The organism is Pseudomonas sp. St316 (assembly GCF_018325905.1).
Lineage (GTDB): Bacteria > Pseudomonadota > Gammaproteobacteria > Pseudomonadales > Pseudomonadaceae > Aquipseudomonas.
Genome location: NZ_AP021901.1, coordinates 2838281 through 2863882, shown reverse-complemented (window position 1 = coordinate 2863882; position 25602 = coordinate 2838281). Strand labels below are relative to the sequence as shown.

The window sequence follows — 25602 nt, the reverse complement described above, 5'->3', positions numbered from 1 at the left end:
CGATACTTTTCAGGGCGTCATTTTCAACGCCCCATGAAAAGGATTTCCCATGACCTCACCCTCTCCGGCTGACAGCCCTTCTGCGCTGGCACAAAGCGTCAGCCTGCAATTTGCCGATCGCCCGACCTTCGAGCAGTTCGTATCACGCATGCTTGAGCAAGCGATCAAGACAAAATACCCCGCGCTCACTTTCGATCTCTCCAAAACCCGACTGGCGACGCCCGATGAGGCGTCCAGCGGCTACCGACTCGAACCGTTCATGTCGCGGGTCCTCGACTACCTGGCCCTCGGCATCCCCGTGCAATTCAAGGATCGCAACGGGCGGCGCAGTTTTCTGTCCGACACGCCACCGCGCCTGCTGTCGCCAGACGACGGAAAGCTGGACATGAAGGTCATCGAAAAACTGTTGCTGGAACTGCCCTGGAGCGTACCGATCGGGCTGGAGGATGCGCTGACCCGTTATTGGAACGCCAACCTCGACGCTGGTCCGCAAACCGACCGGCAGCCTGGCACCAGCCGTTGGCGATGGCTCAGCGATGTACTCAGGAACCTGTTGCATATCCGCAGCCTGCAGCAAGACCTCTCTGGACAGGCCCGGGAAGCCCTCGACCAGATGGTCCAGTGGCCAGACCGTGAGCAACGCTTTCGGCGCCATGGCCCGTCCGGCGTCTACGCCTACAGCTTGCAGACCCGGCTCACTCAGGACGACACCAGCAGCGTGTTGACCGGCAGCGAGATCCTGCTGATCCACCGCAAGAAAAACGCCACGGTCGTGCTGCTGTGCAGTCCTGCCGGTGCTGTCCAGGCCTTCGAGTCCCTGGAGACCTTCACTCGGCACTGGGGCACCCGTATCGCCCGCCGGTACGTCGTCGACAGTGTGACCTGCCAGCGTCATGAGATCGATGGCAATGCCTTCGAGACCCAGGCGGCCATGATCCTGGAGCAGCAGTTGAGCGACCTGGAGGCGGTGCAATTGCCCTCGCGCATCGGGCTGCCAAGCCTCAAGGCACTCTATGAGGAGCTGAGCGACCCCGCCCGCTACCTGCTCGACGCCTCGCGCTCGATGCCGGCCACGTCGGCATGGATCGCCCCGCTGATTCCCGATTGGCTGAAACGGGCCAGCGTGGTCGACAGGACGAAGATCCAGCAGTACAGCCTGGCGCTGGCCAGCGCCAAGAAACGCAATCAGGGTCGCACCTTTCTCAGCGACATCCAGGACATCAAGGCCTTTGCCACCGATGCCTTGCTCAAAGCAATGCAACGAGCCAACGACAGCAGCACGGCCAAGGCCCGAGCCAACCAATACCAGCCCGACGATGTGGAACTGACCTTCGGCGTGGCGGCGGGCTACCCCGGGACCGTCGGGCTCTTCGAGAAAAGAACGATGAACCTGACCGAACTGGCCATCAACAATCTCGTCGCCCGACCCGGCGCCGGCCCGGTGCTCAGCCATCGCCAGGGGCTGGCGCTTCCGGCGTGGCTGACGCCGGATTTCATCACCCGCAAGGGCGGGCTGATCGAACAGGTGGACATCGGCACCACCTACCCTCGCTACCTGCAACAACGCCTGCTGGATGATTTGCCTCAAGCGCAGGAACGCCAGCAGATGTTTGCCGAACAGATCCCGGCACAGCTGCCGCTTGAAGCCCTCAAGCAAATGCTCAACAACGAAAACGGCATAACCCGCCAGGGCCTGGGCCTGATTGAAGCGCTCCTCAACCCCGACGCGAATAGTCAACAGATCAGCGGCCAGTCGGTAGTCATCCGCCACCTGGCCTTCCTGCGCAGACCCGAGGCCCATCCAGATACGGTGACAAACATGTTCATCATCGAGCCAGAGGATGTCAAAACTGGCCCGCACTTGCTGTACCGCCCGCTTTATGCGCCTTCGCTGCAAGAATTCCCAACACGCCAGGCCCTGTTGCAGGCTATCGCCGCACCTGGGGATCTGCAAAAAAGCATCCTGATCTGGATGTCCGGCGCCGCGCGCCCGATCTATGCCAATGGCGGTTTCCTGGAGCCGCACATCGTACGTTTTTTCCAAGGCGACGAATTCACTCCCCCGGAAAAACCCGCCCCGGCGACGCTCGCCATAGACGGCGTCAACGATGAGTTGCGGCAGTTCCTGCGCAACGGTGAGCTGATGCAGTACCTCTATGGCAGCAATGCGCGAGCCCTGGTCAGCCAGGCCGATCGCGACTCGGTCTCCAACAGCGAAAGCCGCTGGGCCGTGCTGCTGGAAGGCAGCAGCCTGTTGTTCAATACGCTGCTGATGCCCTTGCTGCGCGGCCCGGCCATGGCCACTTTCTGGTTGTGGAACCTGATGGCCAGCGCCAGCCAGGATATCCCGGCCCTGAGCAGCGAAGACTCGGTGACCCGAGAGCTCGCCGCCGTCGACCTGCTGCTCAACCTCGGCATGCTGGTGCACCAGTTTCCCGCCATCAGCGCGCCAGCTCGTACGCCGTTGCCCGAAGCCCTCAAGCAACAAGCCATGCGCGCCCCTGCGCCACGCCTCATCCCTGAGCAGTGGCCCGCACCGGCCGCACCAAGCATTTTGGAAGGGTCCGTGGCCTTGCCGGGCGCATACTTCGAGGGCGTCAGCAGGCACCTGGACCTCAGTTTCGCCAGCGCCCGCCAGCGCCTGACACCGGAGCAACGCACCCGACTGCAACGCTTGCAGGTGCCGCGCCCCGCATCCATGCCTGAACCGATCAAATATGGCCCGTACACAGGTTTGTACGTCATCCAAAATAAATGGCATGCCCTGGTTGAAGACACGTTGTATCGCGTCAGCCCGGAGTCGGACGGCAGTGCGACGATGGTCGACCCGCTCGCCCCGCGAGACGCGACACGCAATGGCCCGGTGTTGCAATCGGACAATCGGGGCAACTGGTCCATGGATTTGCGCCTGCGGTTGCGTGGGGGGATGCCGCCCAAACGCCTGGCCGACATGCGTCGCCTCAAGTCCCAACGAGCGGCCGAATTGAGCCAGTACCTCAAGGATTACTATCTAAAAGAAGCCGACCAGCAACGAGCCCTGGACATAGCCCAAGAGGTAATGACCAAAACCCAGGAAGGCAATTTTACCGAGGCGCAACGCGCGGACAAACGGGCGCGATTCTACAAGCTGCTCCAGGAGCAGACCGACAGCTATTTGAGGCTGCTGGACAACGTATCCGAATATGCCGCCCTCGACATGCAGTTACCCCCCAAGATCATTCCCGCCTTGATGGAGAATGTGGTCAACAACGCCCGCAAAGCCTTCCTGATCACTGAGTTCGATTTAACGGCGCTGGATGCCGCCTATAGCCAATTCACGGAAAACCGATCGACCCTGGAAGCGAATGTTGCCAGCAATGTCGTTGATTACTTCGATTACCTCGACGCGTTGAGTGACATCAACGATCGCTCGATCCATTGGCTGGAACTCAGGGATCGTTACCTGGACGCACTGTTGAACGTGGACGCCGCGGGCGCGCAAGCATTCGAGCGTCTGACCCAGGACCGCCCATTGGGGGAACGCACGGTATTGGCCACCAAGGCACTGCAATTACCTACCCTGGCAGCGCTGATATTCAAGGATCCCAACTCCGATCTTCCCGCCAGCCTGCACAACGTCACCCAGCTATTGATGGAACAGGCGCGCTCTCAGTCCGACCTGAGCACTTACGAGCTGACCCCATCGGAACATCTTGAGGTCCTGGAAAGCCTGGTCGAGCACTATGGCGCGGCCATCGATACCATGCAGGGCATGAAAGCACTCAACGCCAGTGAAATGGACACCTCCTATTTCGGTAGGCTGTTCAGATTGGTCGAGGGCCTGTATGAGGACGCATCCGCGAAACTGGCCGCCGAGATCAAGCCCGAACCGCAACCGCGCAAGCGCCCGCCAAAACGCAGCAAGACAGCTTCCGGACGCCCGCAGAAGAAAGTGATCAAGACACGCAAGAGCGGCGTGTTGATCGGTGACCTGAAGCCGGCCGGCACATCGCTGCCGATCGATGTCGTCGAGCTGCGCTCCGAAGTCGACGACAAGTTGCTCGCCATCTACTCGCAACACGACGACGCCTGGGACATCGTCGAAGTACAACGGCCGGCCCCGACGCCCCGCACAAGATCGGTCAAAGCGATCAAGGGCGACGCACGCAAGCTGCTCGCACAATTGGAAAACAGCCTGTTGAACGCCGAGCGCTATAAAACGCAATGCCGCTTTCCTCAGGAAGTCGAAGAGATCCTGAACAATGAGGCCAATCGCTACCGCAAGCTCGCCGAAGAACTGGAAAGGGCCTTCACGGCCTCGAAAACGCCACGCACAACAGCCGATCGGACACTGACCGAACAACTGTCAAACGCCGTGTCGCGCCTGACCACCCGGGGCAGTGAGCTGCGTACCGAATTGAGTCTGAAATTACCGCCTACCGACAGCAACCTTCGCTACCTGTTCGAGAAAAACCTGATCCAAGTCGCACGACTCGGCGAACGCAAAGCCTTGAAAGGCGAGCGCAAGGATTTCCTCCAGGAATACGCCGTCAATGACCGCGACGGCTGGCCGCTCTGGTATGCGCACTTTCACTACGAAACGGCCGACACGCCGAAAACCGATTTCAGCGTCGCGCACCTGAAAACCAAGGAGCAACGGCGCGAGCACTACTATTCCCTGCTGGCCAAGGCGAAAAGCCCTTACGCGGTGGTGGATGTGCATCGGGGGCAAATCGGCAGGCCCTTGGCGCAAAGCAGGTTCTTGCCGTTGGCGCCTTGATCACTGCGAGCAGAACGCAAGGTAGCCCTTGTGGCGAGGGGATAAATCCCCTTCCACAGGTGAGAGTGTGTACTTCAAGCAAATGGTCAGTGGGCAAACAACGAATTGCCCTTCTGCCCCGCCAACTTCTCAGGCTTGATCAGGAACCGCGCCAGCGCCGGCAGCAGCCAAAGCGCACCGAACATGTTCCACAGCAACATGAACGTCAGCATCAACCCCATGTCCGCCTGGAACTTGATGGCCGAGAAGATCCAGGTACACACGCCGATGGCCAGGCACAGGCCGGTGAACAATACGGCTTTGCCGGTGGACTTCAGCGTCTGGTAGTAAGCCTCCTGCAACGGCAACCCGGCGCGCAGGAAGCTCTCCAGGCGGCTGTAGATGTAGATGCCGTAGTCCACGCCGATCCCCACGCCCAGCGCCACCACCGGCAAGGTCGCGACCTTTACGCCAATGCCCATGAACGCCATCAGGGCGTTGCCCAACACCGAGGTCAGGACCAGCGGCAGCACGATGCACAGCGTCGCCGCCCAGGAGCGGAAGGTGATCATGCACATGGTCGCCACGCAGATGTACACCAGGACCAGGATGGTCAGTTCCGACGCCTTGATCACTTCATTGGTGGCCGCTTCGATGCCAGCGTTACCCGCGGCGAGGATGAACTCCAGGCCATCACGGTTGTTTTCCTTGGCGAAGTCCTGCACCGCCTTCACCGCGCGGTCCAACGTCTCGGCCTTGTGGTCGTTGAGGAACACCAGCACCGGGGCCAGGGAGCAACTGTTGTTGTACAGGCCATCGGCCCGGGCAATGGAGTTGTTCAGCACGTCAGGGTTGCGCGACAGGGTCTCCCATTTCAGGTTGCCCTCGTTCATGCCCTTGATCATTTGCTTGGACACGGTCACCAGGGAAATCGCCGACTGCACGCCCTCGGTGTTCTGCATCTTCCACATCAACTCATCGATGGGGGCCATGGCTTCATAGCGCGAGCAGCCTTCGGCCTTGGTCTTGACCATCACCACCAGTACATCGGAGCTGGTGGAGTAATTGCTGATGATGAAGTTATTGTCCTGGTTATAGCGCGAGTCCGGACGCAGCTCCGGCGCGCCCTGGTCGAGGTCGCCGATCTTCAGGTTCTGGCTGTACCAGAGGCCGCCGCCAAAGGCGATCACCGCCAAGGCGATGGACACCGGCGCGACCTTGGCGCTGGCGAAGTTCGACAGCGCGCGCCAGAACGGATGCTCGCGGGTCGCGTCTTTCCTGCTGCGCTCGACCGCGCGCTTGCTGATGCCGACGTAGGAGATCGCCACCGGCAGCAGGATCAGGTTGGTGAACACGATCACCGCCACGCCAATGGAGGCGCCAATGGCCAGTTCACGGATCACGCCGATGTCGATGATCAGCAGGGTAATGAAGCCGACCGCGTCCGCCAGGATCGCGATCATCCCCGGCAGGAACAACTGCCGGAAGGTGCGCCGCGCCGCCGTCAGGGCGTTGTCCGCCTCACTGGACTGCAAGGCGATGCCGTTGATTTTCTGTACCCCGTGGGAAATACCGATGGCGAAGATCAGGAACGGCACCAGCATCGAGTAGGGGTCCAGGCCAAAACCGGCCGCGTGCATCAGCCCCAGTTGCCAGACCACCGCCACCAGGGTGGTGCTCAACACCGCCACGGTACTGCGCATGCAGTTAGTGAACCAGTACAGCAGGATCAGGGTGATGACGAAGGCCACGCCGAAGAACAGCACCACCATGACCAGGCCGTCGATCAGGTCACCGACTTTCTTGGCGAAGCCGACGATATGGATCTGCACATTGGGGTTCTGGGCTTCGAACTTGTTGCGGATCTTGTCTTCAAGCTCGTGGGAAAACTTCCGGTAGTCGAGGGCGAGCAATTTGCCCTGGTCCTGCGGGTCCGGATAGGACTCCAGCAGCGGGATGTCGATGATGCTCGACTTGAAATCGTTGGCCACCAGGCGCCCGACCTGGCCGGACTTGAGCACGTTGTTGCGCAGCAGGTCGAGGCTGTCGGCCGAACCGTTATAGCTCTGGGGAATCACCTCGCCGCCGGCAAAGCCCTCCTCCGTCACTTCGGTCCAGCGCACACTCGGGCTCCACAATGACTTGAGCCCGGAACGGTCGACACCGGAGATGTAGAAGACTTCGTCGTGGATCTGGCGCAACGTCTCCATGTATTCCTTGGAGAAGATGTCGCCATTGGTGGCCTCCACGGAAATACGCACCGTGTTGCCCAGGTTCGCCAGGTCGTTGCGGTGCTCGAGCATCTTCTGGATGAAGGGGTGCTCCAGAGGGATCATTTTTTCGAAACTGGTGGACGGCCGGATCAGCGTGGCCTGCCAGAACAGGAAAATGCTGACCAGCAGGCAAATGATGATCACTGCCGGGCGGTTGTTGAATATCAGGCGCTCGAGGAACGTCGCCTTGTCTTGGTGATGACTGCTCATGGGGTCCGCCTTCTTGTTTTTATGCCCGTCTTGCAGGCGTGACTCATTTGCTCAGTTCGGCGCCGGTGGACGTGGTGGCACGAACGCCGCCTTGCCCCGCCAGGATCAGGTTGCCGTTGCCCGCCGCCGTGACGGCTGCCACGGAAATTCGGTCCGGACGGTTGAACACGCTGAAGGTCTCGCCGTCGTCGGTACTGCGCACGACGCTGCCGCCGTTGCCGACAATCACGATGGAACCGTCCGTCAGCAGCGTGGCGCCTGACAGGCCGAACTCCAGGGCACCGCGCGCGGCCTTGAGCTCGACCTGATCCCACGTGCCGCCGAAGTCAGTGGAACGGTAAAGGTTGCCGCGCAAACCATAGGCCAGCAGCGTTGAAGGCTGAGCCGTGCCGATGACCCCGAACAGCGAGCCTTCATAAGGGCCTTCGACTTTTTCCCAAGTCAGGCCCCAGTCGGCGGAGCGGAACATGCTGCCAGCCTCGCCGACAATGAACAGCCCGGCATCTTTCACGGCGGCGATCGCATTGAGGTGGAACTGGTCTTCGTTATCGAGGCGGTCGCTGGCGTCTTCCCAGTGCTTGCCACCGTCAGTGGTTTGCAACAGTGCGCCGTAGGCACCCACGGCGAAACCGTTGCTGGGGTCCTTGAACCAGACGTCCAGCAGGGGTGCTTCGCGGGTAAGGTCTTCGAATTGCTTGGTCCAGGTGCTGCCGCCGTCATCGCTGGCGAGGATCTGCGCGTCGTGCCCCACGGCCCAGCCGTGTTGGTCATCGACGAAAAACACCGCCGTAAGCAGTTGGCGGGTCGGCACCTTGGCCTGGGTCCAGGACTTGCCCTGATCGTCCGAATAGACAATGTGCCCGCGGTCACCGACCGCCACCAGCCGCTGGCCGGCGTGGACCACGTCGAGCATCAGGGTTTTGCTGGCCTTGGCCGATTCGACGGAATAGATGACATCGGACGTCGACGCCGCAACAGCCATTACCGGTGCCGACAACACCGCAGAGCCCAGCAGCGAGAGCGCCGAAGCCAGCAACGCGACCCTGCGCAGCATCGGCGGCCGGCTGCGGCCCACAGCCATGACAGGCTCATTCATAGACCTTTCCCCCATTATTATTGTTATGGCTTGGTACGTTGCCAGTCCTGGAGCATAGTCCTGAAACCTGCAATCTAGAGCCACTTCGGAAGCTGACCTATCCTATCGGGCTTTCGAAAGGTCTGACAATCGACGCCACGTTATCTTTTGTTAACCAGGGGGGTTGGCGCCGAGGGTGAATGACGGGGTATTCGGTGGGGTGATGGCTGGGCTTTGAGCGACTATCGCGGTGGCTGATCTGACGCTATCGCGAGCAAGCTCGCTCCCACAATAGATCCCTGTGGATCACAAAATATGTGCTCACTGAAGATCTACTGTGGATCACAAATATGTGCTCACTGAAGATCTACTGTGGATCACAAATATGTGTTCACTGAAGATCTACTGTGGGAGCGAGCTTGCTCGCGATGAAGGCACCGCGGTCCACCAGGCAGACCGCGGCACCAAGGTCACGCCAGGCTCTTGCTCACCACTTCGAACACATCGGCGGAAAGCCCACCGGATGCCAGGATGCGCTCCAGCTCGGCTTTCATCAGCGCCTGGCGGGCGCTGTCGTACTTGCGCCAGCGGGTCAACGGTGCCAGCTGCCGCGAGGCGATCTGCGGGTTGAAGCCATTGAGCTGGATGACCAGGTCGGCCAGGAAGCGATAGCCCGAGCCGTCGGCGGCGTGGAAGTTGATCAGGTTCTGCCCGGCAAATGCGCCCACCAGCGCCCGCACCTTGTTCGGGTTCTTGATATTGAACGCCGGGTGTTCCATCAATGCCTTGACCCGCGCCAGGCCGCCCGGCAACGGGCTACCGGCCTGGACGCTGAACCATTGGTCCATGACCAGCGGGTTGCCCTTGAAGCTTTCCGCGAACACTTCCAGGGCGTGGGCTTTCTCGGCCTCGAATGGCGAGTTGACCAGCACCGCCAGCGCGGTCAGGCGTTCGGTCATGTTATCGGCGGTGTCGAACTGCTCCAGGGTCGCGCTCAGCACTTCAGGTTTGCCGGTGAGCATCAGGTACGACAGCGCGATGTTCTGCAACGCGCGACGGGCGAAATGCTCGGCCTCGGCCACGTATGGCGTGCGTTTCGACAGGTCGCGATTGGCTTCATAACGCAGCCACAGGGCTTCGAACAGGCTGTCGGCCAACTGCTGGCGGGCGAACTCGCGGGCGGCATGGATCGCCTCGACGTCGGCCACTTCGCTGATTTCCGTCAGGTACGCTTCGCTTGGCAGCGAGAGCATTTCCGCGACCATGGCTTGGTCCAGGGATTCGTCCGACAGCACCGTGCGCAATGCCGTGACCAGGCGCGGATCGAGCTTCAGGCCCGAGCCCTTCTGGTGCTGCTCGATCAGCTCCTGCAACACCTGCACCGACAACTGCTGGCCGGCGTCCCAGCGATTGAAACCGTCGCTGTCGTGCTGCATCAGGAACATCAGTTGGTCGCGGCTGTACGGGAAGCTCAGCTTGACCGGTGCCGAGAAACCGCGCAGCAGCGATGGCAGGGGCTGTTCGGCGATGTCGACAAAGGTAAAGGTCTGCACGGCCTCGGTCACCGAGATCACCCGGGACGTGCCGTTTGCCGCCGCTTCTGCGGCCAGGCGCAAGGGGATTTCGGCGCCCTGACGGTCCAACAGGCCCAGTTCGACCGGAATCACGAACGGCAGCTTTTCCTGTTTGTCCGGGGTCGGCGGGCAGCTCTGGCTAAAGGTCAGGCTGTAGGTCTTGGCCGCGGCGTCGTAGGACTCGGTCACCGCCAGTCGTGGCGTGCCGGCCTGGCTGTACCAGCGCTTGAACTGGCTCAAGTCGACGCCGTTGGCATCTTCCATGGCCTTGATGAAGTCGTCGCAGGTCACGGCCTGGCCGTCGTGGCGTTCGAAGTACAGGTCACTGCCCTTGCGGAAACCCTCAGGCCCCAGCAGGGTATGGATCATGCCAACCACTTCCGAGCCCTTTTCGTACACGGTCAGGGTGTAGAAGTTGGAGATCTCGATAAAGCTGTCCGGACGCACCGGGTGGGCCATGGGGCCGGCGTCTTCGGCGAACTGGTGGGTACGCAGGTACGCCACGTCCTGGATGCGCTTGACGGTGGCAGAGTTCATGTCGGCCGAGAAGCCGGCGTCGCGGAACACCGTGAAACCTTCCTTGAGCGACAGTTGGAACCAGTCGCGACAGGTCACGCGGTTGCCCGACCAGTTATGGAAATATTCGTGGGCGACGATGGCCTCGACCCGCTGGTGCGCGGCGTCGGTGGCGGTTTCGGCGCGGGCCAGCACGGCACTGGAGTTGAAGATATTGAGGCCCTTGTTCTCCATGGCGCCCATGTTGAAATCGTTGACCGCGACAATCATGAAGATGTCCAGGTCGTACTCGCGCCCGTACACCTCTTCGTCCCAGCGCATCGACTTCTTCAGGCTGGTCATGGCGTGCTGGCATTTGTCGATGTTTTCCGGCTCGACATAGATGCGCAGCGCCACGGTGCGCTCGCTCAGGGTGGTGAAGGTGTCTTCGACGCACCACAGGTCACCGGCCACCAGGGCAAACAGGTAGGCCGGCTTCTTGAACGGGTCTTCCCAGGTCGCCCAGTGCCGGCCGTCTTCGCCGGGGCCGCTGGCAATCGGGTTGCCGTTGGACAGCAGCACCGGATAGCTGTGCTGCTCGGCCACCACGGTCGTGGTGAACTTGCTCATCACATCCGGGCGGTCAAGGTAATAGGTGATCTTGCGGAAACCTTCGGCCTCGCACTGGGTGCAGAACATGCTGCCGGATTTGTACAAACCCTCCAGGGCGGTGTTGGTTTCCGGGTGGATCCGAACGGTGGTGTCGAGCGTGAAGGCCTGGGCCTTGGGCTGCAGGGTCAGGTGGCTGTCGTCCAACTGATAGTCGCCCTGCCCCAGGTCGGCGTCGTCGAGCTTGAGCGAGACCAGTTCCAGATGCTGGCCATCGAGCACCAACGGCGGTAGCCCGGCACCGCGCTCGGGATTGCGGCGCATTACCAGTTGCGCATGGACCAGGCTGTGGTCCTCGAACAACTCGAAGGTCAGGTGCGTCTCATCGATCAGGTACTCGGGGGCCTGATAGTCCTTCAGGTAAATCATCTTCGGTTGTTCGGTGCGCATGGGTCGAATCCTTCTACTGATGCACGGCGAGCTGGTAAGCCGTGTATTTACGAATGTTGATCACGCCGGTGTCAAAAATCAGGTACTGGCCCTTGATCCCCAGCAGCGTGCCTTCGGCGATCGGGTTCTTGTCCAGGTTGAAGCTGACAATCTTGGCCGGGTACTGCTCCACCGGATAACGGATCTCGATGGGGTCGACGTCCGCTATGGTCTGGATCGCTTGCAGGCCGAATCGTTCCTGCAAGCCCTGCAATCCCTGGGCGCAGCTTTCGAACAGCGAGTCGCGGATCGCCGGCAGGTCCACCGCCACGGCATCGCCCTTGAGCAAGGCGCGCCAGTTGGTCTTGTCCGCCACTTGGCTGCGGAACAGGTCTTCGACAAACCCCGACTGCTGGCGGGTGGCGACCCGCAGGATCGGCAGTGCCTGGCTGGCGCCCTGGTCGAGCCAACGGGTCGGCAATTGCGTGGCGCGGGTGATGCCGACTTTCACGCCCGAGGAGTTGGCCAGGTAGACCACGTGATCGGTCATGCAGAACTGCTCGCCCCAGGCCGGGTCGCGGCAGGTGCCTGCCTCGTAATGGCACCGCTCGGGGCTCATGATGCACAGGTCGCACTGGGCCAGCTTGGTCATGCAGGGGTAGCAATAACCCTGGCTGAAACTGGTCTTGGTCCGGCGTCCGCAGTGGGTACAGTGGATCGCACCGAGGTACTCCAGGCGCACCGTGGTGCCGATCAACGGGTTGACCGGCACCTCGTCATCGCCCAGGCGAAAGGCGTATTGAACGGTCGGCCCGTCAAGGCGCGCCGACATCTTGCTGATTGCACCGCGGCCAATCTCGATCAATGGATGGCGTCCGACTTGAACAGGATATTCGGCACTTCAGTGGACTTCGAATGGCATTCCTGCGCCCCCATGTAACCGGTGCGCTCGTCTTCGGGCAGGTTCTGGATTTCCCAGGCGATCATCGCCTGCAGCGACAGCTCGCGCTGCTCGGCGGTGAGCTTGTTGCCATCGGCCCATTTACCGATTTCCACCGCCAGTTTCAGGCTCCGGTAGATGTCGGGAGTGATGTTCTGGATCATTTCGTTGAAGGAAGACATGGGTTCTCCGCGCAATTGCGCATTCTCAAAAGGCACAGGTGCCGGTCAAAGGACCATTTTACGGCGAGCGAACAGCCCGCCCAACAACCCCGTGAAGCACCCGACGAGCAGCCCGCCGACGTGAGCCGCATTGGCGATTTCACCAAAACCGATCAGCGAAACCAGCCCGGACAGGCACAGCAGCAACCACACCAGCATCATCACCAACACCCCGCGGGGCAAGTGATAGGCCGGATTCGGTGCAAGCAGTTGGTAGATCCAGCAGTGGCCCAGCAAGCCGTACAACACCCCTGACAACCCACCGAACAGCGTCGGGCCGCTGAAAAAGTACTGGGCAAAATTGGAGACGAGGCTGAACAGCAGCGTCAGCCCCAACACGTTGATGCCACCCTGGCGCGCTTCGATCCGCCGTCCCAGCTCCCAGTACCACATGCCATTCATGGCGATGTGCAGAAAGCCGAAGTGAATCAGCATCGGCGTCACCAGGCGCCACCACTGCCCCGCCGCCAGGCTATCGGCCAATGGCGTGAACTGGATGTAGTCGCCAACGATGCGGAACTCGAGGAAGGTCAGCCAGCGCAGGACCTCAAGATTCTCCCCCAGCAGGGTGACCGCGCTGACGATCAGGCTCAACAACAACACCACGGCCGTCACCGGGCTGCGCGTCAGTTGCTGGACGAACCCCGCTCGCCGGGAAGTGCTGCCGGTGTCCGGCAGTTCCAACTGTTGCTCGGGATCGCCAGCGGGAAAACGTGCGTACAACGAACGCACATCCTCACTTATTTCATCCGGTACCCAGAGCACCTGCTCGCCCGCCTCTTCGCTGACACGATGGGGTACCTGCATGCGTTGCAGCAGCTTGACGAAGCCACTCAGGTCCACGGCCAGAGGCAGGCGCAAAACCGCGACGACGCTCATTGCACCACCTCCGGCCGCTCGACATCGACCCAGACAAACTTGTGCGGGTCCAGGCGGGTTTCCTGGTCCAGGCGATAAGCCACCAGCTTGCCGTAGAGCACCGCACTGTAATCCAGGCAGGCCAGGTTCGGGCGAATGGGCGCGGGCTTGCCGCTGCGCCAATAGTGGCCGACGAACAGCAGTGGCTCATCGACGCCATAGCGCAGCAAGTTGTTTTTTTCATCCGGCGACAGTGGCGTGCGAGCCACCGGTTCGGGCAAGGCGTCGGGCTGGAACACGATGTCGCCGTAGGTCTGCGGGTTGTCTTCCCAGAACTTGGTGCGGAAAAACGAACGGGTCAGGCCATCGCCACCGGTCAGCGTCAGGCCATGGGGCAGGCGCATGTCGGTGCCACGCAGCAAACGATCGAACACCGTGCAGGCAAAACTGCCCGGTTGCGCCGAGGCCTGGAGGAAATGTTCATCGACACAACCGTCCGGGAACAGGCCCCGCAGCGGTTCGATCAGGCCCGCATCCCAACAGGCATGCACCACCCGGAACCGGCCGGCGTCGACAAACAGCGGCAGCTCGTAGAACCATTTGAGAAAGTCATGCCAGTCGCCGGGATGCTGCTCGAACTGGGTCAGCGTCTCGTTGAGCAGGCGGGCGTGGCGTGGCGTGTGTTCGCGTACGTAGCGCTGGCCACTGCCGGGCAATGCCGGTGTGCTCCAGCCCAGGGCGTTGAACTCGTGGTTGCCCATGATGCACAGCGCCTGGCCGGCCACGACCATGTCATGGACGATGTGCAGCGCCTCGCGAATCCGCGGACCACGGTCGATGATGTCCCCCAGGAACACAGCCATGCGCGACGGATGCCGCCAGACCCCGCCCTGCTTGTGGTAACCGAGTCGGTCCAGCAGGTGTTCCAGGGTCAGGGCGCATCCATGCACGTCACCAATCAAATCGTAACTGCGCGCAGGATCGAGCATCAGTCGCCTCCACCCCCCAACCGACTGCCCCAGCCGAGCTTGGTCCGGCAGACTTCATAGTAATTGTGATCCAGCGGATGGATCAGGCGCAGCTTCTGCGCTTTTTTGCTGACGGTGATGGTGTCACCCGGCGCGCAGGTGAAATGGTTCTGGCCGTCACAGGACACTTGCGGGTAGATCTGCATATCCTTGGACACGACGATTTTCAGCTCACTGTTGCCATCGACCACAATCGGTCGCCCAGACAAGGTATGGGGGTACATGGGCACAATCACAATAGCGTCGAGCTTGGGGTGCATGATCGGGCCGCCGGCCGACAGCGCATAGGCAGTGGAACCGGTGGGCGTGGCGACGATCAGGCCGTCGGCCTTCTGGCTGCAGACGAACTGGCCGTCGATGTACAGCTCGAATTCGATCATGCGCGTGGATTTGCCAGGGTGCAGCACCACGTCATTGAGGGCATCGCCCTGGCCGATGGCTTCGGCGTGACGACGGACCTCGGCTTGCAGCAGGAAGCGGTTTTCCACCAGGTAGTGGCCGTCCAGCACCTCGGCGACCTTGGTTTCCAGCTCGTCAGGGCGGATATCGGTGAGGAACCCCAGGCTGCCCCGGTTGATCCCCAGCACCGGGATGTTGTGCCGCGCCAGGGCCCGGGCGGCCCCCAGCAGGCTGCCGTCGCCACCGACCACGATGACCATGTCGCAGACCTCGCCCAGCATCTTGCGCGACGACGTCTGCAGGCCATGGCCCGGCAAGACTTCGGCGATGGTATCTTCGAGGATCACATGCAGGTGTCGCTCCAGGAGGAAACGTTTGAGACGGCGAACGGTGTCCAACACCTGCGAACTGCCCAGGCGACCGATGATGCCGATATTGCGAAATTGCTCCATGAGGCTCCTGCGAGGGTCTGCGGCGGGCGAAAACCACGATTATGGGCGAAAGCGCTCCATAGACAAAATTCTTTAAGCCTTGCCACAGGCTATGCTCGCAAAATGATCCTGTTCCCTGAATTGCTGGACTTGCCCCGCCGCCTTCGCCATCCCGAAGTGCGCGACCTCGCGTGGGCGATCATCGCCCCGCCGATGCTCATCGACACGCCCTGGCCCCAGCGCCATCCCCTGGCCGGCAGTGACTGGGTGCAGGCACCGGATCAGCTGGCGCACTGGCTGCGACAACTGGATCGCGACAGCTATCCACTGCTGCACTGCCTGTCCCTGGGCAGGACGCGACGCCTTGGCCTGTATTACGAACGGCTGTGGCAGTTTGCCGCGCAGCACGCTCCTGGCATCGAACTGGTTGCCGCGAACCTGCCAATCCGCCACGAAGGTCATACCCTGGGTGAACTGGACCTGCTGCTGCGCGATCGTGACGGTATCCATCATCTGGAGCTGGCGATCAAGTTGTACCTCGGCCCCCAACAAGGTAACGGACTGGACGCCGCGCAATGGCTGGGCCCGGGTTGCCATGACCGGCTCGACCGCAAGCTGGCGCATCTGCGCGAACACCAATTGCCGATCTCGGCCCGCCCGGAAAGCCGCGAGGCCCTCGCGGCACTGGGTATCGAGCCCTCAGGCGTCGAGCTGTTTCGTTCCGAACTCTGGCTGGGCGGATACTTGCTGTACCCCTGGCCGGGCCAGGCCGAACCGCCGGCCGGTGCCCATCCGCGGCATTTGCGCGGGCGCTGGCTGCACCAGCGAGACTGGCCTGAGTTTATCGACCAACGACCACCGGGGCGCTGGCAACCCCTGCCCCGCGCCGCCTGGCTGGCACCGGCGCATTATCCGGCGGAGCAAACCTGGAGCACCACGCAATTGGACACTTGGCGAATGGCCCTGGACCCCATGGCGCCAGCGCAGTTGATGGTGCGCCTGAGCGAAAACGCCGAGGGTGAGTGGGAAGAAGCCGAACGGGTGTTCCTGGTGGCCGATCTTTGGCCCAATGTGCCGGGTAACGGTTGAGCTTTGCGGCGCCTTTCAGGGCCTCATCGCGAGCAGGCTCGCTCCCACAGGGTCATGTGCAGATCATCAATGGTGCAAACAACACAAATCCACTGTGGGAGCGAGCCTGCTCGCGATGAAGCCACCCCGGTCTAGAAAGACAACCGCACAGCCAGCGCCGCCAACGTCACCAGCAACACCGGCACCGTCAGCACGACCCCGACCTTGAAGTAGTACCCCCAACCGATCTGGATGTTCTTGCGCTCCAGCACATGCAACCACAGCAACGTCGCCAGGCTGCCAATCGGTGTGATTTTCGGCCCCAGGTCGCTGCCGATGACGTTGGCGTAGATCATCGCCTCCTTCACCACCCCAGTGGCCTGGCTGGCATCGATGGACAAGGCGCCGACCAGCACCGTCGGCAAATTGTTCATGGCCGAGGAGAGCAACGCCGTCAGCACGCCGGTACCCATGGCCGCCCCCCACACGCCATATTCGGCAAAGCCGTCGAGCCAATGGGCCAGGTGGCCGGTCAGCCCGGCGTTGCGCAGGCCATAGACCACCAGGTACATACCGAGGGAGAAGATCACGATCTGCCAGGGCGCTTCCTTCATCGCCTTGCGGGTGGAAATCTTGTGGCCGCGGGCCGCGACCGCCAGCAGCAGCACAGCGCAGACCGCCGAGATCGCACTGATGGGAATCCCCAGCGGCTCCAGCGCAAAGCAGCCCAGCAGCAGGATTACCAACACCACCCAGCCGGCATAAAACGTTGCCTTGTCGTGGATCGCCGTCGCCGGATCGTCCAGTTGATCGGGGTCGTAGTCGCGCGGGATGTCGCGACGAAAGAACCACAGCAAGATCGCCAGGCTGGCCGCCACACTGACCAGGTTCACCGGCACCATGACCGCCGCGTAGCGGTTGAAACCAATGCCAAAGAAGTCCGCCGAGACGATGTTCACCAGGTTCGACACCACCAACGGCAGGCTCGCGCTGTCGGCAATGAAACCGGCACCCATCACGAATGCCAGGGTCGCCGCCGGGGAAAACCGCAACGCCAGCAGCATCGAAATCACGATGGGCGTCAGGATCAACGCCGCCCCATCATTGGCAAACAGGGCCGACACCAGCGCCCCCAGCAGCACCATGAACGCAAACAGCTTGCGCCCACTGCCCTTTCCCCAACGGGCCACGTGCAAGGCCGCCCAGGCGAAGAAGCCGGCCTCATCCAGCAGCAGGCTGATAATGATCAGCGCGACAAACGTACCGGTGGCGTTCCAGATGATCTGCCAGACCAGCGCAATGTCGCCGACCTGCACCACCCCGCTCAACAATGCCAGCAGCGCGCCGAGCGTCGCGCTCCAGCCGACGCCAAGCCCCTTGGGCTGCCAAATCACCAACGTAATGGTCAGCAGGAAAATCAACGACGCGATCAGCATGCACAACAGCCTTGGAAGAAAGATTGAAAAAAGGACATCAGCAGCAACGCGCCACCGGACGATCAGCCATGGCACCCAAACGCTCGACATCGGCCATCAGCCACGCCGCGCTGGCCGCCAACGCCTGCTCCAGCAAAGTGCTGACCCAGGCCGGCAACTGCGGATGCAGACGGTAGTAAACCCATTGCCCCTGGCGCCGATCGCTGAGCAGGCCGGCGTTACGCAACTGCGCCAAGTGCCGGGAAATCTTCGGCTGGCTCAGGGCCAGCGCGGCGGTGAGCTCACAGACACACAACTCGCCTTCACGGGCCACCAGCAACGCAATGCGCGTACGGGTGTCATCGGCCAGCGCCTTGAAGACATCGACGGGGTTGTGGGAATCAGGCATGGCGAAGGACGACCTGGAGGTACGAAGGCGCGAATATATGGAAATTCGAATATCCAGTAAAGCGGGGATTTACAGCGGTCGATGCACCTGCAGGTAGCGATGCACGTGTGGCGAGGGGATTTATCCCCGCTGGGGGCGCAGCGCGGATACATCCCCTCGCCACAAAGGTTTGGGGTGAAGTTCAGAGGGGTATCAAACCTTCTTGTGTTGCTCGACCCACTTGCCGTAGGCATCGATGAACTTCTGCAGGAAGGGCCGCACCGATTCCGACACGTTGCCCGCCTCGTCAAACGCCGTCCCGGCACCGCTCAGGTAGGCTTCCGGCTGCTGCATGCAGGGAACATCAAGGAATACCAGCGACTGGCGCAAATGATGGTTGGCACCAAAACCACCGATGGCGCCTGGAGAGGCACTGATCACCGCGCCCGGCTTGCCACTCAGGCAACTCTGGCCGTAGGGGCGCGAGCCGACGTCGATGGCATTTTTCAACGGCGCCGGGACAGAGCGGTTGTACTCAGGCGTGACGAACAACAAAGCGTCGGCCGCGCCCACCTGCTGGCGGAATGTGGTGTAGGCTGCCGGCGGTGCTACATCAATGTCTTCGTTATAAAGTGGCAGCTCGCCGATCTCGACGATGTTCAGCTTGAGGTTGGCGGGCGCCAGGTCAGCCAGTGCCAGCGCGACCTTGCGGTTGATCGATGCCTTGCGCAGGCTGCCCACCAAAACGGCCACTGTGTAGACATTACTCATGAGAGGCTTCTCGACTATCGGCTCAAAGGAGCCTGTAGTTATAGATGATCGGGACGACAATTGGACCAGTGGAGCGACGAAAACCTGTCGGCTGGACTATTTTTTTCAGGTAGGAAAACTTACCGCGCTTGACCAAGGTCTACAGAACCGCAAATCGAGTGTTTTATTTCCAGAGGTTCTAAGCAATGGCAGCAGTACTTGTCGGACAATTTCATGCGCGGGACGCCGAAGGTCGCGTCTACTCGGTGCATGAGTTTCAGGAATCGACCCCGTCGCCCGACGGAAACGGCAAGGAGCCTGTCACCACTTACAAGCTGGCGATCGGTGATCGAGTCAAGAAACTCAACGAGGACGAGTTTGAATTGGTGCAGACCGGCGTCAAGTTGACGCGCGAACCCGAAACGCAAATAGCGCTTTAAGCTGTTGGTTATTAGCAGAAGTCATGCCCGGACTTGGGTTAGGATTCAGCCACTCAATGGCTCACCCGCCGAACATGGACTTCTTGCATGCGTTTACGCCACATCGAAGTGATCCAGGCGCTGCTGCAGACCGGTCACCTCGGCACGGCGGCCGAATGGCTGCAACTGCCGGTGACGGAGGTCGAAGCGATCCTGCGCGATGCCGAGGCCCAGTTGGGCTTCATGCTGTTTGCCAGCGTGCGCGGGCGCCTGCAGGCCACCCGGGAAACCCTTGAACTGCGCGACGGCATCACGCGGCTGTACGACACCCTCGAACCGGTGCAGCGCCTGGCCAGCAGCCTGAAACACTATCAGGCACCGCCCCTGCGCATTATCTGCACCCCGCCGCTGGCCCAGCAGTTGTTGCCCCAGAGCATCGCCGCCTTGCGTCGCCGCCATCCGGATGCGCCTTGCACCCTGCTCAGCCAACCGACCCGCGACATCGTCCACAGCCTGCTATTGCGTGAAAGCGACCTGGGCCTGAGCCTGCACGACCCTGAACACCCCGACATCCAGTGCCAGATGATCGCTCAGGGCAAACTGCAATTGCTGGCGCCCCACGGCTGGCTGCAACCGCGACAGAAATACATTTCGCTCCAGGACCTGGCGGGCCAGCCGTTGGTAGGCCTGGATGGCCATGACCCGTTGAGCCCTGCGTTCGAGCATAAATTGGCGGCGCTGCGTCCGGCGCCGATGATCCAGATCCGCGTCCAGACCCATCAGATGATGCGCGCCATGGTCGAGGCCGGCGAAGGTCTCGCCATCGTCGACCCCTTCACCGCCTCGGGTGCCAAGGGCAGTGGCCTGGACGTCTGTCCGGTATCACCCGCCATTGCGATTGGCCTCTATGCGTTGAGCCTGAACGGCACGCCGCCCTCACCCGCCGTCCAATCGCTGCTGGAACGGGTTACGGAACAAGCCGAGGCGTTGCTGAGCCACTGATCGACATGCCCAGCGGATCGTCGAACAGACGGTACCAGAACAACGCTACTTCGGCGGTATGCCGGTCAATCCCGCGATAGCGCAGGTGATCGATACCGCCGAGCACGTAGCCGCACCGCTCATAGAGCCGGCACGCACCCAGATTGTTGTTCTGGGTCTCGAGCATGATGCCCGGCAGTTTTTTCTTGCGGCTCCAGAACTGGGCGACATCGAGCAACGCCTTGGCCACCCCGTGGCGACGGGCCGGGGCGTGCACCGCCAACTCGTCGATGTGGGCATAGCCGTTCCAGTTGGTACTGACCACCAGATGCCCCACGGGCTGGTCATCGAGATAAGCCATGAAGATCTCGCTGTCCGGGGCATCACGGAAGCTGCTGAACTCCTCGGGATCGATGCCATAGCACTTGCGATAGGGAACAATGGGCGTCACCGGCCACTGGCTGACGGGCCGACCGATCTGCGCCGTCGCGTAGTCGCTGACTTCGAAGCTGAAGTCACTGCCCCAGATATAGGCGGCAAAGCCGTCATCGACGATGCGCACCGACAACCCGGGGTGCTTGGGATTCATGACCGGTTGCATACTGGGGAAGGTCCTCATTCCTTGAGGCAACCAACGGCGTGTTGCCATCCATTGCCCTTGCCTTTCAAATCTTCACACATCAAAGCGGGATCCGTAGCCTGCCCGTTACCTCAGGTTAGAAGGTCGTGGCGATTGTGGCGAGAAATGAACGATGGATGATCCCTGTGGGAGCGAGCTTGCTCGCGATTGCGGTAGTTCAGCCTGCATCAATGCTGAATGTGCCGCCGTCATCGCGAGCAAGCTCGCGCCCACAGGAGGGGTCTCATCCGTGCGTGGCGGCCTGCGATTCGACCAACTGCGTCCACAATGCCGGAGCACCTGCGGACTTGGCGATGGCTTCCAGACGCGCGGCATGTTCGGCCAGGTCGCTTTCGCTGGCGCGGATAATCCGCGCCGGCTGGCGGTCAGCGGGCAAACGCCGGATCTCCGTGGCCTGGTTGCCGGAGCCTTCGCCGGTACCGTTGCCGTCCGAGGCGTTACCAGCCAGGGACAGGCTGGTCTGGCCACCGGTCATGGTCAGGTAGACGTCGGCCAGGATCTCGGAGTCGAGCAAGGCGCCGTGCAGTTCACGACCGGAGTTGTCGACGCCATAGCGCTTGCACAAGGCATCGAGGCTGTTGCGTTGCCCAGGGTGACGTTCCCGGGCCATCATCAGGGTATCGAGGATGGTGCAGTGCCGGGTAATGTCAGCTCGGTCGTGCTGGCCCATCAGGGCGAATTCGTTGTTGATGAACCCAACGTCGAACGCCGCGTTGTGGATGATCAACTGCGCGCCCTGGATGAATTCGAAGAACTCATCGGCCACTTCGGCGAAACGCGGCTTACCCACCAAAAACTCGTTGGTGATGCCGTGCACGCCAATGGCGCCCTCGTCACTTTCGCGATCCGGTTGCAGGTAAACGTGGAAGTGGCGACCGGTCAGGCGCCGGCCGATCAGCTCGACACAACCGATTTCAATAATCCGGTGACCATCGGTCACCGGCATGCCGGTGGTTTCGGTATCCAGTACTACAGATCTGTTGGCCATCAGTGTTCAGCTCTCAGCGGGCATGCTTGCAAAGGGGCGGATGTTAACACGCTCTCTTCGCCAAGGGATTTCCCGAGATCCGGCTATTGCAATTGAATATATGCACGCAATAGCACTAAGCCATCCAAATGCTAGCCTCATGCCACTGACTGCTGCACAACGCCAGATATCATAAGGAGCGTGACATGTATCACATCCCTCAACCCCATGAAAAAAAACTCGGCTCTGGTGCAACGAAATGGGCGACGTTCACCCTTGCGTTACTATCCGGTTGCGCATCGGTGGACGATAAGCCCGATCTCGGCCGTACCGACGGCGAGCAACCCGACCCCGCACGCCATGAGGAAAGAAGCGCTGCGCTGAGGGCGGCCGAAAATTGCCACCTGCGCTCGTATCGCCAACAGCTCCAGACGCCACCCAATGTCACCGGCGCCCCTTGCACCGGACAGGAAATTGCCGACTATCGCCCGGAGCTCGGACTTTCGCTTTCTGGCGGCGGGATGCGCTCCGCGACATTTTCCATCGGGGTTCTTGCAGGCCTGCAAAAACAGGGAATACTCGACAAGATCGATATAGTCTCGTCTGTATCAGGCGGCAGTTATGCCAACTTATGGCTCACTCACCAGCTTTTTGGAGCCAAACACTACCCGGCACAAATCGTCCCTTCCGACGAGTTGTTCAAAAGCTATTACGTCTACAAGGCCGTGAGGGATAGCCAGGACATCGAACCCATGGCGCGCCCCAACGATGCAGATCAAACTAGCAGGCGGTTCCAGACTTACATTGAAAACAACAGCTACCTGATCACCAAGACACAGGATTCGTATTACGGCGCCTTTATCGACCAGAGCAGCTATTTTGCTGAAATGGCCGGGCGTACGGCGCTCTGGGTCCCTTCCGTTCCGCTCAATATCATCGCAAACGGCATCTTCAGGTGGCAGGTCAATCTGAACCCTTGGGAATCGGCATACCAGCAAGGGATCGATCGAACATTTGCGGCCTATCCAACCGACTGGCACTCAACGTTAAAAGACGCGCCCCCCAGTTACGGCGAATTGGCGGACGCGGCAAAACGAGGTGAGATACCGTTTTTCATCGTTAACACGACCGCGGCTTACGGCGGAAACGTCGAATGGCTGCGCACAGCGGACTTCGCGGGTTTCAACTCTGACCTTGCGAGCGTCGTTTATGAATTTTCGCCGCTGGCCTACGGCAATACCGCGTTTGGGTACTGCGACTACCAAGACAACAAAAACAGGAAAACCTACGGGGTGCCTTGTTACCCGGCTCAAGCCCCCAGACTCTCCGAAGCCGTCATGATGTCAGGAGCCGCTGTCGACGCCCTTAAATTATCCGACCTGCCCTTGGTCTACGTGCCACTAGACGCATTTGCTGACGCCTTGAATCTTTCACTCGGCCGGTACGTGGCAAATCCCAGGGTTGAGCCGGTCACTCGTGCATGGCACAAAGCCCTGCCGTTCCCCTTCTACTTTACTGCCAACCAGAAATATGACGAGACTCGAGACTCGGTTTACCTGAGCGATGGTGGACACTCGGAAAATCTCGGGCTCTATTCCCTGGTGAAAAGGCGAGTCAAAAACATCATCACGATTGACGCAGAACACGAGGCGACCAGCCAAGGCGACCAACGAATGGCGGTATTTGACGCCTTGCAACGCTTGCGATGCCATTTGGGCAAGGAAGAAGGACTGAAATTCTACAAGGTAGAAGGCGCGGCCACCGTTCCTGATAAATTTCTCGACTCCGATGCCTGTGAGACATTTACCCGAAAAGATGTCGGATTCAACTTCGTCAAATCCGATCCATTCTTCCGTTTCGATATCTGTCCTGACCAAGGCTGCACACCCGAAAACCGGATCCGGGTCTTGTACGTCAAACTGTCGACCCAGGATGAGGCAATGCCGCCAAACCCACACTGGAGTGACAGGTTGTCGAACTGCGATGGCGACAATGATTTCTCCTGCGAAGCGGTCTGGCTCTACCAACAGGGATTATCTGCATGCGAACATCAATGGCTTGGCGAATGTGACCGTTTTCCACAGGTCGCGACCCAAGACATTAATTACCCCAGAACACAAGTCAATGGTCATCGAGCACTGGGTTATGACATTGGCCGCAGGATAACGCTCTCGGAACAAGGCCCGGCTGGAAGGCCATTCATATCTTGGAAGCCAAAAACCAGCACTTTCATTGACATGACAGGCTTCTGAGACGATTGACTGCCAGCCTTCACCCTACATGGAAGTGAACCACGCCAGCCTGCGAAAGCTGGCGTAGTTCTGTTTGGAAGATGGCACCGGAGCTATATCCAGATCAGCCCTGCTTGTAGCCCCGCACCTCATCGACCCCACGATTGGCCAACTGGTCGGCCCGTTCGTTGCCGTGGTGGCCGATGTGGCCGCGCACCCATTTCCAGGTGACGTTGTGGCGGTTGACCTGTTCATCCAGCAGCTTCCAGAGGTCGGCGTTTTTTACCGGTTCCTTCGCCGCCGTCTTCCAGCCGCGCTTCTTCCAGTTGGCCATCCACTCGTTGATGCCTTTCATGACGTACTGCGAGTCGGTCACCAGGAGCACATCGCAGGACCGCTTGAGTTCTTCCAGGCCACGGATGGCACCCATCAGCTCCATGCGATTGTTGGTGGTATTGGCTTCACCGCCCCAGAGCTCCTTCTCCACGCCCTTGCACACCAGCAATGCGCCCCAGCCGCCCGGACCGGGGTTGCCCTTGCAGGCACCATCAGTGAAGAGTTCTACGCTATCGCTCATGCCAATCTATCCAGAAAAAAATGCAAAGGCCCGCCGATCGGGCCCGACAACATCCGCAGCCCAATACCGGCAAGAACCATCGAAAAAGATTACGGCTCGATGTGGCGACGATTGACCTTGGCCATTGGCAAGGGAATCAGCTTGCCCATCGGCTCGCGTCGCGCCTGGCGTACCGGGCGCAGCCCGACCGCGATCTTGCGTGCCACCAGCAGGTAGAAACCACCACCGGACAGCTGCCAATCACCGGCCTTGCGCTCCCAGCCAGCCAGGCGCGCCTGCCACTTGGGCGACGCAAGCGGCGGACGATAGCACCCGAAGCGGCGTTTCTCCAGCGCAAAGCCCAGCAGGTTGAGCCAGTCGCCGACCCTCGACGCCGAGATGCAACGGGCCTGGCGCAAGGCGTCGTGGGCAAACACATGACGCAAGCCCCAAGCGCTCCAGGGGTTGATACCGATGATCACCAGGTGCCCGCCGGGGCGCACGCTGCTGGCGGCTTCACGCAACAAACCGTGGGGCGACAGGCAGAAATCCAGGCCGTGCTGCATGACTACCACGTCGGCGGCATGTTCGCTCAGCGGCCAGGCCTGCTCCTCGCAGACGATTTCCACCCCGGGCAACGGCGCCCCCAAGCGCACGTTGCGCTGGACTTGCGGCGCCGACGGCGGCGTTTGCGCCGAGGGGCCGTAGTGCACCAGATAGCCGCCGAAGAACCGGCCCAACTCGTCTTCGAGCATGCGCCGTTCTTCTTCCAGCAAAAATTGCCCGACAGGGCCGGACAGCCATTCACGGGCGGCGCTGATCAACGCCAGCCAGTCAGGATCAGCCTGAGCGAACGCTTCATCGGTCATTGCATTCTCCAACGCGTCAGGAAGTTCTAAGATGCGCC

At 60.9% G+C, this 25602-nt stretch carries 20 protein-coding genes; 5 read left to right on the top strand and 15 right to left on the bottom strand.

Going from position 1 to position 25602, the window contains the following annotated elements; all coding sequences use genetic code 11:
* The first annotated feature begins 49 nt into the window (after positions 1 to 49).
* Positions 50 to 4759, top strand: a complete 4710-nt coding sequence (locus KI237_RS12995; protein WP_212800147.1) for a dermonecrotic toxin domain-containing protein — start codon at positions 50 to 52, stop codon at positions 4757 to 4759.
* A gap of 86 nt (positions 4760 to 4845) precedes the next feature.
* On the opposite strand, the gene KI237_RS12990 is transcribed toward KI237_RS12995, so the two are convergent.
* The 8 genes from KI237_RS12990 to KI237_RS12955 form a co-directional block, all read right to left on the bottom strand.
* Positions 4846 to 7221 (bottom strand): efflux RND transporter permease subunit, encoded by a 2376-nt coding sequence (locus KI237_RS12990; RefSeq protein ID WP_212800146.1) that lies wholly within the window; start codon positions 7219 to 7221, stop codon positions 4846 to 4848.
* A gap of 43 nt (positions 7222 to 7264) precedes the next feature.
* A complete protein-coding gene (locus KI237_RS12985; protein WP_212800145.1) occupies positions 7265 to 8317 on the bottom strand; it encodes a WD40/YVTN/BNR-like repeat-containing protein in 1053 nt (350 codons plus the stop codon).
* Positions 8318 to 8766: 449 nt separating this feature from the next.
* Entirely contained in the window at positions 8767 to 11424 is a 2658-nt protein-coding gene (pepN, locus tag KI237_RS12980; RefSeq protein ID WP_212800144.1) for an aminopeptidase N, read from the bottom strand.
* 13 nt (positions 11425 to 11437) lie between these two features.
* Positions 11438 to 12268: a DUF2797 domain-containing protein gene (locus KI237_RS12975; protein WP_212800143.1), complete on the bottom strand. Its 831-nt coding sequence runs from the start codon at positions 12266 to 12268 to the stop codon at positions 11438 to 11440.
* Complete coding sequence (locus tag KI237_RS12970; RefSeq protein WP_212800142.1) at positions 12265 to 12525, bottom strand: YeaC family protein; 261 nt, start codon at positions 12523 to 12525, stop codon at positions 12265 to 12267. The genes KI237_RS12975 and KI237_RS12970 overlap by 4 nt, the downstream gene beginning before the upstream one ends.
* A gap of 45 nt (positions 12526 to 12570) precedes the next feature.
* Positions 12571 to 13443 (bottom strand): rhomboid family intramembrane serine protease, encoded by an 873-nt coding sequence (locus KI237_RS12965; RefSeq protein ID WP_212800141.1) that lies wholly within the window; start codon positions 13441 to 13443, stop codon positions 12571 to 12573.
* Complete coding sequence (locus KI237_RS12960) at positions 13440 to 14414, bottom strand: metallophosphoesterase (protein ID WP_212800595.1); 975 nt, start codon at positions 14412 to 14414, stop codon at positions 13440 to 13442. Before KI237_RS12960 ends, KI237_RS12965 begins: the two co-directional genes overlap by 4 nt.
* Positions 14411 to 15301, bottom strand: a complete 891-nt coding sequence (locus KI237_RS12955; protein WP_003202709.1) for an NAD(+) kinase — start codon at positions 15299 to 15301, stop codon at positions 14411 to 14413. The genes KI237_RS12960 and KI237_RS12955 overlap by 4 nt, the downstream gene beginning before the upstream one ends.
* On the opposite strand from KI237_RS12955, the gene KI237_RS12950 reads away from it, so the two are divergent.
* Positions 15293 to 16369, top strand: coding sequence for a DUF1853 family protein (locus tag KI237_RS12950; RefSeq protein ID WP_502937087.1), 1077 nt, complete (start codon positions 15293 to 15295; stop codon positions 16367 to 16369). The two genes, KI237_RS12955 and KI237_RS12950, sit on opposite strands and share 9 nt — an antisense overlap.
* Positions 16370 to 16500: 131 nt before the next feature.
* Here the strand turns inward: KI237_RS12950 and KI237_RS12945 are convergent, their stop codons facing one another.
* From KI237_RS12945 to KI237_RS12935, 3 genes are all read right to left on the bottom strand, one after another.
* A complete protein-coding gene (locus tag KI237_RS12945) occupies positions 16501 to 17784 on the bottom strand; it encodes an arsenic transporter (protein ID WP_212800139.1) in 1284 nt (427 codons plus the stop codon).
* Positions 17785 to 17821: 37 nt separating this feature from the next.
* Positions 17822 to 18172 carry a metalloregulator ArsR/SmtB family transcription factor gene (locus KI237_RS12940; RefSeq protein ID WP_212800138.1) on the bottom strand — a complete coding sequence of 117 codons (351 nt, stop codon included), beginning with the start codon at positions 18170 to 18172 and terminating at the stop codon, positions 17822 to 17824.
* Positions 18173 to 18364: 192 nt separating this feature from the next.
* Positions 18365 to 18922: an NADPH-dependent FMN reductase gene (locus KI237_RS12935; RefSeq protein ID WP_212800137.1), complete on the bottom strand. Its 558-nt coding sequence runs from the start codon at positions 18920 to 18922 to the stop codon at positions 18365 to 18367.
* A 185-nt stretch (positions 18923 to 19107) separates the two neighbouring features.
* On the opposite strand from KI237_RS12935, the gene KI237_RS12930 reads away from it, so the two are divergent.
* Both KI237_RS12930 and KI237_RS12925 read left to right on the top strand, forming a co-directional pair.
* The gene (locus KI237_RS12930; protein ID WP_212800136.1) at positions 19108 to 19341 is read left to right on the top strand and encodes a hypothetical protein; all 234 of its coding nucleotides are present in this window, start codon (positions 19108 to 19110) and stop codon (positions 19339 to 19341) included.
* Between the two features lie 87 nt (positions 19342 to 19428).
* Complete coding sequence (locus KI237_RS12925) at positions 19429 to 20322, top strand: LysR family transcriptional regulator (RefSeq protein ID WP_212800135.1); 894 nt, start codon at positions 19429 to 19431, stop codon at positions 20320 to 20322.
* Here KI237_RS12925 and KI237_RS12920 read toward each other — a convergent pair.
* Positions 20288 to 20902, bottom strand: coding sequence for a GNAT family N-acetyltransferase (locus tag KI237_RS12920; RefSeq protein WP_060741973.1), 615 nt, complete (start codon positions 20900 to 20902; stop codon positions 20288 to 20290). The two genes, KI237_RS12925 and KI237_RS12920, sit on opposite strands and share 35 nt — an antisense overlap.
* A gap of 262 nt (positions 20903 to 21164) precedes the next feature.
* The gene (gene dnaQ / locus KI237_RS12915; RefSeq protein WP_212800134.1) at positions 21165 to 21929 is read right to left on the bottom strand and encodes a DNA polymerase III subunit epsilon; all 765 of its coding nucleotides are present in this window, start codon (positions 21927 to 21929) and stop codon (positions 21165 to 21167) included.
* Between the two features lie 185 nt (positions 21930 to 22114).
* On the opposite strand from dnaQ, the gene KI237_RS12910 reads away from it, so the two are divergent.
* Positions 22115 to 24160, top strand: a complete 2046-nt coding sequence (locus KI237_RS12910) for a patatin-like phospholipase family protein (RefSeq protein ID WP_212800133.1) — start codon at positions 22115 to 22117, stop codon at positions 24158 to 24160.
* Positions 24161 to 24263: 103 nt separating this feature from the next.
* Here the strand turns inward: KI237_RS12910 and rnhA are convergent, their stop codons facing one another.
* Both rnhA and KI237_RS12900 read right to left on the bottom strand, forming a co-directional pair.
* Entirely contained in the window at positions 24264 to 24716 is a 453-nt protein-coding gene (rnhA, locus tag KI237_RS12905; protein WP_212800132.1) for a ribonuclease HI, read from the bottom strand.
* Between the two features lie 89 nt (positions 24717 to 24805).
* Positions 24806 to 25564 (bottom strand): class I SAM-dependent methyltransferase, encoded by a 759-nt coding sequence (locus KI237_RS12900; RefSeq protein WP_212800131.1) that lies wholly within the window; start codon positions 25562 to 25564, stop codon positions 24806 to 24808.
* Positions 25565 to 25602: the final 38 nt, after the last annotated feature.